Source organism: Sphingomonas sp. BK235 (genome assembly GCF_004345855.1).
Taxonomy (GTDB): domain Bacteria; phylum Pseudomonadota; class Alphaproteobacteria; order Sphingomonadales; family Sphingomonadaceae; genus Sphingomonas.
Genome location: NZ_SLXN01000006.1, coordinates 29,087 through 44,959, shown reverse-complemented (window position 1 = coordinate 44,959; position 15,873 = coordinate 29,087). Strand labels below are relative to the sequence as shown.

The 15,873-nt window shown below is 71.4% G+C and carries 13 protein-coding genes; 10 read left to right on the top strand and 3 right to left on the bottom strand.

Annotation, left to right across the window (positions count from 1 at the left end):
• Nucleotides 1–181 precede the first annotated feature (181 nt).
• Genes EV292_RS15310 through EV292_RS15300 form a run of 3 tightly spaced genes read left to right on the top strand, consistent with a single transcriptional unit; the run spans nt 182 to nt 2,779 of the window.
• Nucleotides 182–1,180, top strand: a complete 999-nt coding sequence (locus tag EV292_RS15310; protein WP_132910113.1) for an LLM class flavin-dependent oxidoreductase — start codon at nt 182–184, stop codon at nt 1,178–1,180.
• Nucleotides 1,181–1,232: 52 nt separating this feature from the next.
• The gene (purE, locus tag EV292_RS15305; protein ID WP_279432432.1) at nt 1,233–1,709 is read left to right on the top strand and encodes a 5-(carboxyamino)imidazole ribonucleotide mutase; all 477 of its coding nucleotides are present in this window, start codon (nt 1,233–1,235) and stop codon (nt 1,707–1,709) included.
• On the top strand, nt 1,706–2,779 hold the full coding sequence (locus tag EV292_RS15300) for a 5-(carboxyamino)imidazole ribonucleotide synthase (RefSeq protein ID WP_132910112.1): 1,074 nt from the start codon (nt 1,706–1,708) through the stop codon (nt 2,777–2,779). Before purE ends, EV292_RS15300 begins: the two co-directional genes overlap by 4 nt.
• 16 nt (nt 2,780–2,795) lie before the next feature.
• On the opposite strand, the gene EV292_RS15295 is transcribed toward EV292_RS15300, so the two are convergent.
• Nucleotides 2,796–3,407 (bottom strand): MSMEG_1061 family FMN-dependent PPOX-type flavoprotein, encoded by a 612-nt coding sequence (locus tag EV292_RS15295; RefSeq protein ID WP_132910111.1) that lies wholly within the window; start codon nt 3,405–3,407, stop codon nt 2,796–2,798.
• Nucleotides 3,408–3,573: 166 nt separating this feature from the next.
• Here EV292_RS15295 and EV292_RS15290 point away from each other — a divergent pair, with 166 nt between their 5' ends.
• A complete protein-coding gene (locus tag EV292_RS15290) occupies nt 3,574–4,710 on the top strand; it encodes an AI-2E family transporter (RefSeq protein WP_132910110.1) in 1,137 nt (378 codons plus the stop codon).
• Nucleotides 4,711–4,882: 172 nt separating this feature from the next.
• Here EV292_RS15290 and EV292_RS15285 read toward each other — a convergent pair whose 3' ends face one another.
• Both EV292_RS15285 and EV292_RS15280 read right to left on the bottom strand, forming a co-directional pair.
• Nucleotides 4,883–5,182, bottom strand: a complete 300-nt coding sequence (locus EV292_RS15285; RefSeq protein ID WP_132910109.1) for a hypothetical protein — start codon at nt 5,180–5,182, stop codon at nt 4,883–4,885.
• 10 nt (nt 5,183–5,192) lie between these two features.
• On the bottom strand, nt 5,193–8,063 hold the full coding sequence (locus EV292_RS15280) for a pitrilysin family protein (RefSeq protein ID WP_243693802.1): 2,871 nt from the start codon (nt 8,061–8,063) through the stop codon (nt 5,193–5,195).
• Nucleotides 8,064–8,192: 129 nt separating this feature from the next.
• On the opposite strand from EV292_RS15280, the gene EV292_RS15275 reads away from it, so the two are divergent.
• From EV292_RS15275 to EV292_RS15250, 6 genes are all read left to right on the top strand, one after another.
• Nucleotides 8,193–8,657: a MarR family transcriptional regulator gene (locus EV292_RS15275; RefSeq protein ID WP_132910107.1), complete on the top strand. Its 465-nt coding sequence runs from the start codon at nt 8,193–8,195 to the stop codon at nt 8,655–8,657.
• Entirely contained in the window at nt 8,645–10,078 is a 1,434-nt protein-coding gene (locus EV292_RS15270) for an efflux transporter outer membrane subunit (RefSeq protein WP_132910106.1), read from the top strand. The genes EV292_RS15275 and EV292_RS15270 overlap by 13 nt, the downstream gene beginning before the upstream one ends.
• Nucleotides 10,075–11,262: an efflux RND transporter periplasmic adaptor subunit gene (locus EV292_RS15265; RefSeq protein ID WP_132910105.1), complete on the top strand. Its 1,188-nt coding sequence runs from the start codon at nt 10,075–10,077 to the stop codon at nt 11,260–11,262. Before EV292_RS15270 ends, EV292_RS15265 begins: the two co-directional genes overlap by 4 nt.
• A gap of 402 nt (nt 11,263–11,664) precedes the next feature.
• Nucleotides 11,665–13,209 (top strand): DHA2 family efflux MFS transporter permease subunit, encoded by a 1,545-nt coding sequence (locus EV292_RS15260; protein WP_132910104.1) that lies wholly within the window; start codon nt 11,665–11,667, stop codon nt 13,207–13,209.
• 532 nt (nt 13,210–13,741) lie between these two features.
• The gene (kynU, locus tag EV292_RS15255; RefSeq protein ID WP_132910103.1) at nt 13,742–14,935 is read left to right on the top strand and encodes a kynureninase; all 1,194 of its coding nucleotides are present in this window, start codon (nt 13,742–13,744) and stop codon (nt 14,933–14,935) included.
• Nucleotides 14,935–15,747, top strand: a complete 813-nt coding sequence (locus tag EV292_RS15250; RefSeq protein ID WP_132910102.1) for a tryptophan 2,3-dioxygenase family protein — start codon at nt 14,935–14,937, stop codon at nt 15,745–15,747. Before kynU ends, EV292_RS15250 begins: the two co-directional genes overlap by 1 nt.
• Nucleotides 15,748–15,873 lie beyond the last annotated feature (126 nt).

Below are 15,873 nucleotides of genomic sequence, written 5' to 3'. Positions count from 1 at the left end.
TTGCTTCCCTTTTGGCCCTCTTACGCATCCCTTCGAGGAGAGGCCAGCGATGCCGCACGCCCTGCCCCGCGCGGCGTGGCGTTCGTCGCGCCGGCGTCATGCCGCGCAGCAAGCCGCGCTTTGTCGCTCCCAAGCGAGGATCGCCTGGCATCCGGCGGGGGTCGTCCCCACTTCGGTTCGCATGACGCTCTTCTCGCTCCTCGACCTCGTTCCCGTCACCGAGTCCGGCTCGGTCGCGGAATCGCTCCGCAATGCCGCCGATCTCGCGCAGCACGCCGAGGCGCTCGGCTACCACCGCTATTGGGTAGCGGAGCATCACGGCATGACCGGCATCGCCTCGGCCGCGACCGCGGTGGTGATCGCGCATGTCGGCCAGGCGACCAGCACGATCCGCGTCGGTGCGGGCGGGATCATGCTGCCCAATTCGGCACCGCTCCAGATCGCCGAGCAGTTCGGCACGCTCGACGCGCTCTTCCCCGGGCGGATCGACCTCGGCCTCGGTCGCGCGCCCGGCTCCGACCAGCGCGTCGCGCAGGCGCTGCGCCGCAACCTCAGCAGCGACGCCAACGAGTTCCCGCGCGACGTCGTCGAGTTGCAGAGCTATTTCGCCGACGACGGCCGCACCGGCATCACCGCCACACCCGGCGCGGGCGCGAAACCGCAAATGTGGATCCTCGGCTCCAGCCTGTTCGGCGCGCAGCTCGCCGCGATGCTGGGCCTGCCCTATGCCTTCGCCTCGCATTTCGCGCCCGACGCGCTCGACCGGGCGCTGGCGATCTACCGCCGCGATTTCCGCCCGTCCGCGGCGCTGGAGCGGCCCTATGCGATGGCGGGCTTCAACGTCTTCGCCGCGGACACGCACGAGGAGGCCGAGCTGATCGCCAGCTCGCAGCAGCAGCAGTTCGTCGCGCTGCGCACCGGCAATCCCGGCCGGATGAAGCCGCCGGTGCCGGGCTATCGCGCGTCACTGCCGCCGCAGCATGCCGCGATCCTCGACCATGCGCTGTCGGCGAGCGCGATCGGCACGCGCGACGAGGTGGCGCGCGGCATCGCCGCCTTCGTCGCGCGCACCGGGGTGGACGAGCTGATGATCACCAGCGCGGTCTACGACCATCAGGCGCGCCGCCGCTCGATCGCACTGGCGGCGGACGCGATGCAGGAGCTCCAGCTCGCGGCATAATTGCTCGACTTGGGCGCTTGCCCCGCCCGCACCGCGCCGCTAACCGCACGCGATGGCGCGCGTCGGCATCATCATGGGGTCCACCTCAGACTGGGAGACGATGCGTCACGCGAGCGAGACGCTCGACGCGCTCGGCGTCGCGCACGAGACCAAGGTGGTGTCGGCGCATCGCACCCCGCAGCGGCTGTATGAGTACGCCAGCGGCGCGGCGGCACGCGGGCTCCAGGTGATCGTCGCGGGCGCGGGCGGCGCGGCGCATCTCCCCGGCATGGCGGCGGCGATGACGCATCTGCCGGTGCTCGGCGTGCCGGTCGAGTCCAAGGCGCTCAAGGGCATGGATAGCCTGCTCTCGATCGTGCAGATGCCCGGCGGCATCCCGGTCGGCACGCTCGCGATCGGCAAGGCCGGCGCGATCAACGCCGGCCTGCTCGCCGCCGCGATCCTCGCGCTGGGCGACGAAGAGCTGTCGGCGCGGCTCCAGGCGTGGCGCGAGCGGCAGACCGAGTCGGTCGCGGTCGACCCCGCATGAGCCAGGAACCGATCCCGCCGGGCAGCACGATCGGCATCCTCGGCGGTGGCCAGCTCGGGCGGATGATCGCCAGTGCCGCGGCCGACCTCGGTTATCGCACCCATGTGCTCGCGCCCGATCGCGAGAGCGTCGCGGCGCAGACCGCCTCGTCGCTCACGCGCGCCGACTATCACAACAAGGTCGTGCTCGCCGACTTCGCCGCGCAGGTCGACGTCGTCACCTATGAGTTCGAGAATGTCGCCGCCGGCCCGGTCGAGTGGCTGGCCGAGCGCGTGCCGGTCTATCCCGGACCGAAGAGCCTCGCGGTGGCGCAGGACCGGGTCAAGGAGAAGAGCTTCGTCGAGCAGGTCGGCGGCCGCCCCGCGCGCTGGCAGGCGGTGACCTCGCGCGAGGAGCTCGACGCCGCGATCGCCGCGATCGGCTGCCCCGCGGTGCTCAAGACCACGCGTTTCGGCTATGATGGCAAGGGCCAGGCGCGGCTCGCCTCGCCCGCCGACGCCGACGCGGCCTGGGAGGCGATCGGCGGGCCGGCGGTGCTCGAGGCGTTCGTCGCGTTCAGCCACGAATTCTCGATCGTGCTGGTGCGCGGCCGCGACGGCGCGATGACGAGCTACCCGCCGCCGTGGAACGAGCATCGCGACGGCATCCTGCACCGCTCCACCCTCCCCGCCCCGCCCGAGATCGCGCGGCAATGGACCGAGGCGGCCGCGCTGACCGGCCGCATCGCCGACGCGCTCGGCCATGTCGGCGTGCTCACCTGCGAATATTTCGCGAGCGCCGACGGTCCTGTGTTCAACGAGATGGCGCCGCGCGTCCACAACAGCGGGCATTGGACCATCGAGGGCGCGGCGACCTCGCAATTCGCCAACCACGTCCGCGCGATCTGCGGCCTGCCGCTGGGCGACACCGGGCTCACCGCGGCACAGGTGGCGATGGAGAATCTGATCGGCGACGAGTGGGAGCGCTGGCCCGAGATCGTCGCCGAGCCGGGCGCCTACCTCCACCTCTACGGCAAGCGCGAGAGCCGCGCCGGGCGCAAGATGGGGCATGTCACGCGCGTGACGCGCTGAGCCGGGGAGCGCCGGCTCAGTAGAGGTCCTTCCGCACCGCTTCCTGATAATCGGCGTCCAGCCGCGCGGCGTCGGCGGCCGACCCGCCGCTGAGCGCCGCCTTCATCGCGCCGATCGAGGGGACCGCGTCGCGCGCGAGCCGGGCGTCGGGTGCCCAGAGCCGCGCCCGGTTGATCGCCTTGCCGCAGTGGAACAGCACCTGCTCGACCGCCACGACGATGGCGGTCTTGGGCCGCTTGCCGCTCTCGCTCAGCTGCTCGAGCAGCGCGGCATCGTCGCTGATGCGACCGCGCCCGTTGATGCGCAGGAAGACATCGAGACCGAGGAAGAGGAAGAGCAGCGCCAGCCGATCATCCTCGACGAGGTTGCGCAGCGTCTCGATCCGGTTGTTGCCGGGCCAGTCGGCGAAAGCGACGTGCGCGGGATCGAGCACGCGGACGAAGCCGGGTGGCCCGCCGCGCGGCGACACGTCGAGCCCCTCCTCACGCCCGCTGGCGAGACAGAAGAAGCTGGCCTGCTGGAGATAGGCCGCGTGGAAATCGATCAGCCGCGGCAGCACCGCCCGCTGGATCGACTCGGCCGGCGGCGCATACAGGCGGTCGAGGTCGGCGGCGGTGAGATCAGGCATCGACGTTCCCGATGGATCATCGGGCTATAGTCTCTGGCGCACCGCTGCGCACAGACGCGCTGACCCGGATCGGCGTTCGCACGAGCGCACCGACGCGCGCGGGAGCAAAGCCGCGCGCGGCGGGTTGCCATGGCGTAACGATCTTCTTCCCACCGAGGTCCACCGAATGACGATCCCGCGGCGCCGTGTCGAGAACGGCGGCTTGCTCCTGTTCCTGCTGCTCATCAGCGTCGCGCTGGTGGCGGTGGTGTCGAGCTTCCTCGGCGCCCTGCTCTGGGCGGCGCTGGCGGCGCTGCTGTTCCAGCCGCTCTACCAGCGGCTGCTCAACCGCTGGCCCGAACGGCGCAACATGGCCGCCGCGGTGACGCTGCTGATCATCACCGTCGCGGTGGTGATCCCGGCGCTGATCGTCGGCAGCCTCGTCGTCGACCAGGCGGCGGGCGTCTACACCCAGATCCGCGGCGGCCAGATCAATTTCGCGACTTATTTCCAGCAGGTCCACGACGCGCTGCCCGAGCGATTGCGGCGGCTGGTCGACAACTCCGGCTTCAACAGCTTCGAGCGCGCACAGGCGCAACTCAGCGCGGCGGTGAGCAACAGCGCGAGCACGCTGACGCGCCGCGCGCTGTCGATCGGCGCCAACGCCGCCGCCTTCCTGCTGGCGTTCGGCGTCGGGCTGTACGTCACCTTCTTCCTGCTGCGCGACGGCGACCGGATCGGCCCGGCGGTGGTGCGCGCGCTGCCGCTCGAGCCGGCGGTGGCGGGCAAGCTGGCGGACAAGTTCGTCGCGGTGGTGCGCGCCACGATCAAGGGATCGGGCGTGGTCGCGATCGTGCAGGGCGCGCTCGGCGCGGTGACCTTCTGGATCGTCGGGCTGCCCGCGGCGTTGCTGTGGGGCATATTGATGGCGATCGCGGCGCTGCTGCCCGCGGTGGGGCCGGCGATCATCTGGGCGCCGGTCGCGCTCTATCTGCTGGCCACCGGGGCGATCTGGCAGGCGGTGGTGGTGATCCTGTCGGGCGTGCTGGTGATCGGCCTCGCCGACAATATCCTGCGCCCGATCCTGGTGGGGCGCGACACCGGCATCCCCGACTGGCTGGTGCTGGTGACGACGCTGGGCGGGATCGACCTGGTCGGGCTCAGCGGGATCGTGGTCGGGCCGCTAATCGGGGCTTTGTTCATCACCGGCTGGCAGGTGCTGACCGAGCAGCGCGCGGGGCAGCGGGAGGCGGGCGACGCTCCCTCCCCTTCAGGGGAGGGTCGGGGTGGGGCGTCGCCGTCTCACCGAGACCGGCGCGCGTGAGGGGTGCGCCAGCCCGACACCTCGCCTAGAGGAACGCCCCTACGACATTCTCCCGTCATCCCGGACTTGGTCCGGGATCCACGGTGCCGCATACTCCTAACGCGTTGTTTTTGCGGAAGGGTGGATCCCGGAACAAGTCCGGGATGACGGGGGGTGAGAGGAGGAGCTCACCTCACCCCACGCGCGTGCCCGACAGCGGGAAGCTGCCGAACGCGCCCGCGCCGACGCTGCCCGTGATCGTGTCGCCGTCGACCGTCGCGGAGATGTCGAGCGTCATCGGCATCGGCGAGGTCATCTGCTGCTTCCACGCCAGCGTGTCGCCGTTCACCGAACCCTGCACGTCCGAGGCGCCCATCGCGCCCGAGGCCTGGCCGGTGAAGCTGTCGCCCTGCGACGTCACCGTCAGCGTCAGCTTCTGGTCGCCCAGCGGCGACTTCACGGTGCAATCGTAGGTTCCGTCGACTCCGGCCATCACGCTCTCCTCACTTCGTGGCGGCGGCAGGCGTCGCCGGGGGCGGCGTGCCCGCCACCGCGGATGCCGCCATGACCTCCACCGGCAACCCCAAGGAGTCAAGCTGCGGCTTCACCTTCGCGGCCTCGCCCACGACCACCCAGACGAAGCGCGCCGGGTCGATCGCGGCCTTGGTCGCCGCATTCACCTGCGGCAACGTCAGCGCGCGATACTTCTGCGGCAGCGTCGCGTAATAATCGTCGGGCCGGCGGTAGAGGTCGTTCGACTGCATCGCGTCGAGCACGTTGTCCGACGTCTCGAACTCGCCCGAGAGCGAGCGCGTGCCGCCGTTGATCGCGCGCTCGAACTCGGCCTGGGTCATCGGCTGCGACGTGAGATATCGCGCGATGTCGCCGCGCAGCGCCGCGACCGCGGGGCCGGTCTTGTCGGCCTGCACCGGCGCCGAGATCACATAAGGCGCGGCGAAGGCGTTGCGGCTGAAATTGCCGCCGACGCCGTAGGACCAATGCTTGTCCTCGCGCAGGTCCATGTTGAGCCGGCCGAGGAAGCTGCCGCCGAGCGCGTCGTTGCCGACCTCGACCGGCAGAAGATCGTCGGTGCCCTTGAGCCCGGTCTGCACGCCCCCAGCGATCAGCGACTGCGGGCTGTCCGGGCGGTCGATCACGACGATGCGCGGGCTGGCCGAGGTGACCCGCGCCGGGAAGGTCTTGCTGCCCGCGGCACCCTCGGCGCGCCAGTCGCCGAAGCGCGCCTCCATCACGCGCCGCACCTCGGCGAGCGGGCGATCGGAGACGACGAAGATCTTCGCCTTGTCGGGGCGCAGCCACGCCTGGCGGAAGGCGAGCAGGTCGGCGCGGGTCAGCGCCGCCACTGCCGCCGGATCACCCGAGCCCTGCGCCTTGGCATAAGGCGAGCCGGGGGAGACCAGCTTGGGCAGCACGCGCCGCGCCAGTCCGTTGGGGCTGGTCAGCTCCTGCGCGATCGCGGTGAGCTGCTGCGTCTTGACGCGACCCAGCTCGGCCTCGGCGAAGGAGGGCTCGCGCGCGATGCTGGCCCACAGCGCGGCGCCGGCGTCGAGATTGGCGCTGGGCACGCGCAGCCCCAGCGAGGTGCGGTCGGCGCTGCTGCCGCTTGAGATCGAGGCGCCGAGCCGCTCGCGCGCCTCCGCGATCTGGATCGAGTTGAGTTCGCGCGTGCCCTCGTCCATCATCGCCAGCGTCAGCTGCTGCGTGCCGAGCTTGTCGGCGACGTCGGCGGCGACGCCCGCGTCGAAGCTGAGCACCGCCTGGGTGACCGGCACCGCGCCGCGCTGCGCATAGACCAGCTCGATCCCGTTCGACAGCCGCGCGCGCTCCACCTTGGGGAAGCTGAGCGCGCCGATCGGACCGACGTCGGGCAGCGGCCCGCGCGTGCCCTTGGGCGGCTGCTCGGGCGCCTCCTTCACCGGCGCGGGCGGCGGCACCTTGCTCTCGGCGTAGGCGTCGCGCTGGCCGTCGACGATCTGGAGCGAATAGGCCGGGCGCGTCAGCCATTTGGCCGCGGCGGCGCGGACGCTGGCGGGGGTCTGCGCGGCGAGCGCGGCGAGCTGCTTCTTGTAGAAGCCGGGGTCGTCCGAGTAGAGCGCGCCCTCGGCGAGCGCCACCGCCTTGCCGCCGAAGCCGCCGACCGCCTCGAGCCCGCCGATCCGTGCCGAGACGGTGCTGGTGACGTAGCGCGCGACCTCGTCGGCGCTGGGGCCGGTCTTGATGAAGTCGGCGACGAGCTGGTCCATCCGCGCCTGCACCTGCGCCGCGTCTACGCCGGGCCGCACCATGGCGATCAGCTGGAAGGTGCCGACCTGCGCGAAGCTCTCATATTCCGCCGACGCCTGCACCGCGAGCTTCTCGCCCTTGACCAGCACATTGTCGAAGCGCGAGCTGGCCAGGCCGCCGAGCACGCCGGCGGCGACCTCGAGCGCGGGCGCGTCGCGGTCGTTGAGGCCGGGCACCGCCCATTCCTTCATCACCAGCGTCGCCGCGACGCGGTCCTTCATGATCTCGCTGGCCTTGCCCGGCAGCGACGAGGGCACCGGCGCGGGCGGCGCGACGCTCTTCGGCCCCGCGGCGATCGCGCCGAAATATTTCTCCACCTTGGCGCGCGCGGTGGCGAGGTCGACGTCGCCGGCGAGCACGAGGACGGCGTTGTTGGGGCCGTAATGGCTGCGGAACCACTCCTTGACGTCGGCGAGGCTGGCGGCGTCGAGGTCGGCCATCGAGCCGATCGTGGTGTGACCGTACGGGTGGCTCGCGGGGAACAGCCCCTCGGTCGCCTTGTAGCGCAGCAGGCCGTAGGGCTGGTTGTCGCCCTGGCGCTTCTCGTTCTGGACGACACCGCGCTGCTCGTCGAGCACGCTCTGGGTGATCGCGCCGGTGAGATAGCCCATCCGGTCCGACTCGAGGAACAAGGCGCGGTCGAGCGCGGCGGTCGGCACCGTTTCGAAATAATTGGTGCGGTCGAAATAGGTCGTGCCGTTGAAGTCGGTCGCCCCGACCTGCTGGAGCGGCTCGAAGAAGTCGCCCGGCGCGTTCTCGCTGCCGTTGAACATCAGATGCTCGAACAGATGCGCGAAGCCGGTCTTGCCCTGCGGCTCGTGCTTCGAGCCGACGTCGTACCAAACGCTGACCGCGACGATCGGCGCCTTGCGATCGGTATGAACGATCACGCGAAGGCCGTTCTTGAGCGTGAACTGCTGATAGGGGATGTCGATCGCCTTCACCAGCTCGGACACCGGGGCGGCAGCGGGCAGCGGGGCGGCGGAGCGGGCGACGGGAGCCTGGGCGTGAGCGGGAGCAGAGAAGACCGCCAGCGCCGCGCCGGCCGCCAGGAACGCACGATAGGTCAACGGATGATGCTCCCGCGGGATGGTGACGGCGGCGACCATAGCGGGCCGGCGACCGCCCGCAAGCGCGGCGCCCAGCAACATGGCGAAACAATTATTGACTGCACCGGCAATGGTTGCTAAGGCAACCGAATGCCGTTCTACAATCGTGACAATTTCGTGCCCGATGACTCGGCGGGCTATCTGATCAAGCGGTGCAACCAGCTCAACGTGGCGCTGCTCGATCGGACGTTCGCCGAGGAGGAGCTGACCGCCTCGCAATGGTCGACGTTGCTCACCATCCACCTCGACGCCGAGGCGACCTGCGCCTCGCTGGCGCGCGACCTCACCTATGACAAAGGCGCGATGACCCGGCTGATCGACGTGCTCGAGGCGCGCGGGCTGGTCGAGCGCGCGCGCAGCGAGGACGATCGCCGCGTCGTCAACCTGTCGCTGACCGACGCCGGGCGCGACGCCGCGATGCGCTGCCGCGACAAGGCGATCGAGTGCTGGAACCGCCATCTCGCCGACTGGAGCACCGCGGAGATCGAGCAGTTCCTCGCGCAGCTCCGCAAGCTGCGCCGCACGCTGGAGGAGACCGACGCATGCGCCGACTGATCCCGCTCGCCGCCGCGCTGCTCGCCAGCGCCTGCGCGGTCCCCGGCTCGCCGCCGGTGACGATCGCCAAGACCGCGCCCGACCTCGCGCTCGCCGGCCCGTCGGTGACGCTCGCGCCCGACTGGTGGAGCGCGATCGGCGACCCGCAGCTCGACCGCCTCGTCGCCGACGCGCTGGCGGGCAACCCCTCGCTCGACGCCGCGGCGGCGCGCGTGCGTCAGGCCGAGGCGACGCTGGCGCGGCAGGACGCCGAGCGGCGCCCCGACGCCGCACTCGACGTCAACGTGCAGGGCCAGCGGCTGTCGAGCAACTATATCATCCCCCCGCCCTTCGCGGGCACGGTGCGCGCGCTCGGCACCGGTCAGGCCGGGCTCAACTGGAACCTCGACCTGTTCGGCCGGCAGAAGGCCGCGATCGCGGGCGCCGCGGCGCAGCTCCAGGCGGCCGAATATGACCGCGCCGCCGCGCGGCTGATGCTCGCCGGCGCGGTGGTGCAGAGCTATGTCGAGCTGGCGCGCGCCGAGCGGCAGGCGGCGATCGCCGAGCGCACCATCGCGACGCGGCAGCAGTCGCTCGGGCTGGTGCAAGTGCGCGAGCGCAACCGGCTCGCCAGCCGGATCGACATGACCGCGGCGCAGACGCGCGTGTCGCAGGCGCAGCTCGCGCTGGTACAGGCGCAGGGCGCGCGCGCGCTCGCCGCCGACGCGCTCGCGGCGCTGGCGGGACGCGGCGGCGACTATGCCCGCGCGCTCCAGCCGACCCGGCTCGCCGCCGACGCCGCGCTGCCCGTGCCGGCGACGCTGCCCGCCGACCTGCTCGCGCGCCGCCCCGACGTTGCCGCCGCACAGGCGCGCATCGCCGCCGCCGCGGCGCAGCGCCAGGTCGCGCGCCGCGCCTTCTATCCCAACATCAACCTCTCGGCGCTCGTCGGGCTACAGGCGATCGGCTTCGGCAATTTCGTCGACCTGTCGTCGGGGATCGCGGGGGGCGGCGCCGCGATCCACCTGCCGCTGTTCGACAGCGGGCGGCGGACGGCCGAGCTGCGCGGCGCCACCGCCGCGGTCGATGTCGCCACCGCGCAGTACAATGAGTCGGTCGTCGCCGCCGCGCGCGACGCCGCTGACTCTATCGCGCGCGTGCAGGCCGCCGACGCCGCGCGCCTGCGCCAGCGCGAGGTGGTGACCGGGCTGGCCGAGACCAACCGGCTCAACGGCGTCCGCGTGCAGAGCGGGCTGTCCAGCCGGCTCGATCTGGTCAACACCGACATCCGCCTGCTCGAGGCCGAACTGGCCGACGCCAATCTCGCGATCGACTCGCTCGCGGCGCGCGCGCAGCTCGCCACCGCGCTCGGCGGCGGCTTCGCGCTGCCGACGCCCGCTACCCCCCTTCCCGCCACCGGCGCCCAGGACCTGTCCCGATGACCGACACCGCCGCCCCCACGCCCTCGCCCGCCCCCGCCCCGACGCCCGCGCCCACGCCCGCGGGCAAGCCGAAGGCGCGCCGCCGCGCCTTCCTGATCCTCGGCGCGGTGCTGCTGGTGGTGCTGATCATCTGGGCGATCATGCACTTCTTCTTCGCCCCGCCGGAGGAGGAGACCGATGACGCTTATGTCGCGGGCGATGTGGTGGCGATCACCGCGCGCGACCCCGGCACGGTGACGCAGCTCCACGCCGACAACACCCAGTCGGTCACCGCGGGCCAGCCGCTGATCGACCTGGACCCCACCACCGCCGACGTCAACGTCGCCGCCGCCGGCGCCGAGCTGGCGCGCGCGGTGCGCTCGACGCGCGCCGACTTCACGCGCGTGGGCCAATCCGACGCCGCGATCGTCCAGGCCGAGGCCGAGCTCAACCGCGCGCGCGACGATTACGCGCGCCGCCGCGGCGCCGCGCAGCAGGGCGCGATCTCGGGCGAGGAACTCAGCCACGCCGCCGACGCGGTGAAGGTGGCGACCGCCAACCTGCGGCTCGCGCGCGAGCAGCGCCGCCAGGCGCAGAGCGCGGTGCAGGGCACCGACGTCGACACCAACCCCGCGGTGCTCGCCGCTATCGCCAACTACCGTCGCGCCGCGGTGGCGCGCGGCCATATGCACGTGATCGCGCCGATCGCGGGCGTGGTGGCGCAGCGCACGGTGCAGGTCGGCCAGCAGGTCAATGCGGGGACGCCGCTGATGGCGATCGTGCCGCTCGACCGGCTGTGGGTCGACGCCAACTTCCGCGAGACCCAGCTCAAGGACCTGCGCATCGGCCAGCCGGTCAGGATCACCGCGGACATGTACGGCGGCGACATCGTCTATCACGGCCGCGTGATCGGGCTCGCCGCGGGCAGCGGCAACGCCTTCGCGCTGCTGCCGCCGCAGAACGCCAGCGGCAACTGGATCAAGATCGTCCAGCGCGTGCCGGTGCGGATCGCGCTCGACCCCCGCGAGCTGCGCGCCAACCCGCTGCGCGTCGGCCTGTCGGTGACGACGACCGTCGACACCGCCGACCAGCGCGGCGCGCGGCTCGCACAGGCAGCGGCGGCGCCTTACCGCGGCGACACCAATGTCGGGACCGACCCCAAGGTCGAGGCGGAGATCCGCCGCATCGTGGCGGCCAACCGGTGAGCGGCGTCGCGGAGCGGCTCGGGGCGGGGATCGCGCTGCTGTTCCCGCGGGTCGGTGACGCGGTGAGCGCGCAGCCGTCACCTATCGCGCTTCCCTCACCTTCTTCGTCATCCCGGACTTGTTCCGGGATCCAGCGTGCGCCGAGCCTCACGCCTGCGGGATACGCGGAAGGCTGGATCCCGGAACAAGTCCGGGATGACGGTAGCGCTTGGGATGACGGTAGCGCGGCGTACCACGGTAACGCGTGGGACGACCGTCGCGCGTCGGACCACGGTGGCGCGACGGACGACGATAGCCCGGGGGACGACGGCTCCTCCCGTTCCGCGATGATCGGCAGCGCGCGTCAGCGTTCGTGTCCCTGGATTCCCGCGTGCGCAGGAACACGGTTGAGGGGACCGCATCATGGCTAGCGGCGCGCCGCAGGAACAGGCGCCGCTCACCGGCGTCCAGCTCGGTGTCACCGCCTTCGCACTGGCGCTCGGCACCTTCATGATGGTGCTCGACAGCACCATCGCCAACGTCTCGCTGCCGACGATCGCGGGCAACCTCGGCGTGTCGAGCGACAATTCCACTTGGGTGGTCACCGCCTTCGCGGTCGCCAATGGCGTCGCGGTGCCGCTGACCGGCTGGCTGATGCGGCGCTTCGGCGTGGTGCGCGTGTTCTGCACCTCGGTGGTGCTGTTCACCCTCGCCTCCTTCCTGTGCGGCGTGGCGTGGGACCTGCCCTCGCTGATCCTCTTCCGCGTGCTTCAGGGCGCGGTGTCGGGGCCGATGATGCCGGGCAGCCAGGCGCTGCTGATCTCGATCTTCCCGCACGACAAGCGCTCCACCGCGCTCGGCATCTGGTCGATGACCACGCTGGTGGCGCCGATCATGGGGCCGATCCTCGGCGGCTACATCTCCGACAACTACCATTGGTCGTGGATCTTCCTGATCAACGTGCCGTTCGGCGTCGTCACCGCGCTGGTGTGCTGGTTCAACCTGCGCAGCCGCGAGACACCGACGATGAAGCTGCCGATCGACACGGTCGGGCTCGGGCTGCTGGTGCTGTGGGTCGGCTCGCTCCAGGTGATGCTCGACCTCGGCAAGAACGCCGACTGGTTCAACGATCCCCTGATCGTGGTGCTGACGATCACCGCGGCGATCGCCTTCGTCGCCTGGGTGATCTGGGAGCTGACCGACGCCAACCCGACGGTGGATCTGACCTTGTTCGCGCGGCGCAACTTCTGGATCGGCAATCTCTGCTTCTCGCTCGGCTACGCGGTGTTCTTCGCCAACATCCTGATCCTGCCTTTGTGGCTCCAGACCCAGCTGGGCTATACCGCGACCTGGGCCGGGCTGGTGGCGGCGCCGAGCGGGGTGGTGGCGGTGCTGCTGACCCCGCTGGTGGCGCGGCTGTCGGGCAAGGTCGACGCGCGCCTGATCGCGACGATCGCCTTCGCCGGCTTCGCGATCAGCTATTGGATGCGATCGGGCTATACCGCGCAGGCGACCTTCGGCGACCTCGTGCTGCCGCTGCTCGTCCAGGGCGTGTCGATGAGCACCTTCTTCCTCGCGATGCTGACGATCTCGCTCGACAAGATCCCGCCGCAGCGGCTGCCCTCGGCGACCGGCATCTCGAACTTCTGCCGCATCACCGCGGGCGGGTTCGCCGCCTCGCTGATCTCCACTGCATGGGACCGGCGCGAGGCGCTCCACCAGAGCCGGCTCGCCGAGGCGATCGGCAACGGCATGCCGTATCAGCTCGCGGCCGAGCAGATGCAGCGCATGGGGATGAGCGCGCAGCAGGCCGCCGCGGCGGTGACGCGGCAGATGGTGGGGCAGGCCTATCTGCTCGCCTCGGTCGACCTGTTCCGTCTGTCGGCGTGGCTCGCGGCGGGGCTGATCCTGCTGGTGTGGACCTGCCGCCGGCCGAGCGCGCCGTCGGGTCCGGTCGCGGCGGACTGAGGGGCGTAGGTGCCCCGGCGGAGACCGGGACCGGTCGGGGAGCGGGAGTGGGTCTCGCCGGTGTCGCCCTACCGGGCCTGTCTTCGCGCCACCTTTGCCAGCGTCGCGGGACGCTCTTCGTCCTCCGTCATCCCGGACGTGTCCCGGGATCCACGCTGCCGCGGGAACAACGCGCCGTGAGTCTGCGGCACGGTGGATCCCGGACCAAGTCCGGGATGACGGAAGTTTTGCGGAGGCTTACCGTCGCGAGGAACGTTGGGGAGATGGGGCGATGGGGCGTGCTGAGATGCGGTCCTTCCATTTTGCCGTCACCACCCCGGCGGACGCCGGGGTCCAGTTGGGAAAGCCTCCGTGGGACTTACCATCGTCCCCCAACTGGGCCCCGGCGTCCGCCGAGGCGGTAGGGAGTGTGGAGAGGTGGTGAGCGCGGAGCGGTGAGCGCGGAGCAATGAGCGCGCGAAGGCGGTGCGCCCCGAGCAATCCGAGCCTGTCGCGATTGGCCCGCTCCCTCCCGCGCGCTAAAGACGCGGGCATGACCGACTTCGCCGCCACCCGTGCGCTGTTCCATCTGCCGCCGGGCGTGATCTACCTCGACGGCAACTCGCTCGGCCCGCTGCCGCGCGCGGCCGAGGCGCGCGCCGCCGCGGCGATCCGCGAGCAATGGGGCGAGCGGCTGATCCGCGGCTGGAACGACGCCGGCTGGATGGCGCTGCCGACCCGCGTCGGCGACCGTATCGCGCGGCTGGTCGGCGCGCCCGCGGGCAGCGTCATCACCGGCGACACGCTCTCGATCAAGCTGTTCCAGGCGCTAGCCGCCGCAATCGCGCTGCGCCCCGGCCGCCGCGTGGTGCTGAGCGACAGCGGCAATTTCCCGAGCGACCTCTACATCGCCCAGTCGCTGCTCGACTCGCTCGGCCAGGGCCATGAACTGCGCGTCGTCGCGCCCGAGGAGGTGGCGGACGCGATCGACGAGGACGTCGCGGTGACGATGCTGACAGAGGTCGACTATCGCACCGGCCGCCTCCACGACATGCGCGCGCTCACCGCAAGCGCGCACGCCGCCGGCGCCATCGCTCTGTGGGACCTGGCGCATTCCGCCGGCGCGCTGCCGGTCGATCTTGCCGGCGCGGACGCCGACTTCGCGGTCGGCTGCACCTACAAGTACCTCAACGGCGGCCCCGGCGCCCCCGCCTTCCTCTATCTCGCGCCGCGCCACGCCGAGACCGCGCGCCCGATCCTGAGCGGCTGGCTCGGCCACCGCGCGCCCTTCGCATTCGAGCGCGACTATGCCCCCGCGCCGGGGGTCGAGCGGATGCGCGTCGGCACGCCGCCGGTGATCGCGCTGTCGGTGCTCGACGCCGCGCTCGACGTCTGGGACGGGGTCGACATGGCCGACCTGCGCGCCGCCTCGATCCGCCTGTCGCAGTGCTTCATCGCCGAGGTGGAGGCGCGCTGCCCCCAGCTCACGCTCGCCTCGCCGCGCGACCCGCACGCGCGTGGCAGCCAGGTGAGCGTCGCGCACCCGCAGGCCTATGCGGTGATGCAGGCGCTGATCGCGCGCGGCGTGATCGGCGACGTGCGCGCGCCCGACCTGCTGCGCTTCGGCTTCACGCCTCTGTACCTGAGCGAGGAGGAGGTGGTGCGCGCGGTCGACATCCTCGCCGACATCCTCGCCACCGGCGCGTGGGACCGCCCCGAGCATCATGCCCGCGCCGCGGTGACGTGATGAGCGAGCATCACGACGCCGAACTGAACTTCGCCGGGCGCATGGGCTATGGCGACTATCTCGCGCTCGACCGATTGCTCGACGCGCAGCACCCGCTGAGCGACGCGCACGACGAGCTGCTGTTCATCATCCAGCACCAGACCAGCGAATTGTGGATGAAGCTGGCGGTGCACGAGCTGGAGAGCGCGCGCGACGCGATCCTGGCCGATCGCCTGCCCCAGGCGTTCAAGCTGCTCGCGCGGGTGGCGCGGATCCTGGAGCAGCTCAACGGCGCCTGGGACGTGCTGCGCACGATGACGCCGTCCGACTATACCAGCTTTCGCGACGCGCTGGGGCAGTCGTCGGGGTTCCAGTCGTGGCAGTATCGCGCGGTGGAATATCTGTGCGGCAACCGCGTCTCCGCGACGCTCGGGCCGCACCGCCACCGCGCGCCGACGCTGACGCGGCTGGAGGCGATCCTCGCCGCGCCGAGCATCTACGACGCCGCGCTGGTCCGCCTCCACGCCGCGGGCTTGCTCGCCGATCCCGCGCGCGACTGGCGCACGCCGCACATCGCGAGCGAGGCGGTGGTGGGCGCGTGGGAGCAGGTGTATCGTGCGCCCGAGACGCACTGGCCGCTGTACGAGCTGGCGGAGAAGCTCGTCGACCTGGAGGATTATTTCCGGCGCTGGCGCTTCAACCACGTCACCACGGTGGAGCGCGTGATCGGGCTCAAGCGCGGCACGGGCGGCACCGCGGGTGTGTCGTACCTGCGCAAGATGCTCGAGGTCGAGCTGTTCCCCGAGCTGTGGCAGGTGCGCACGCGGTTGTGAGGAAGTATAGGGTGGTTGCTCTCTCTTCCCTCACCGTCATCCCGGCCTCGCGCCGGGATCCATTCTTCCGCGAGAGCAACGCCGGCGGCTCTCGCGGCACTATGGATCCCGGGTCAAGCCCGGGAT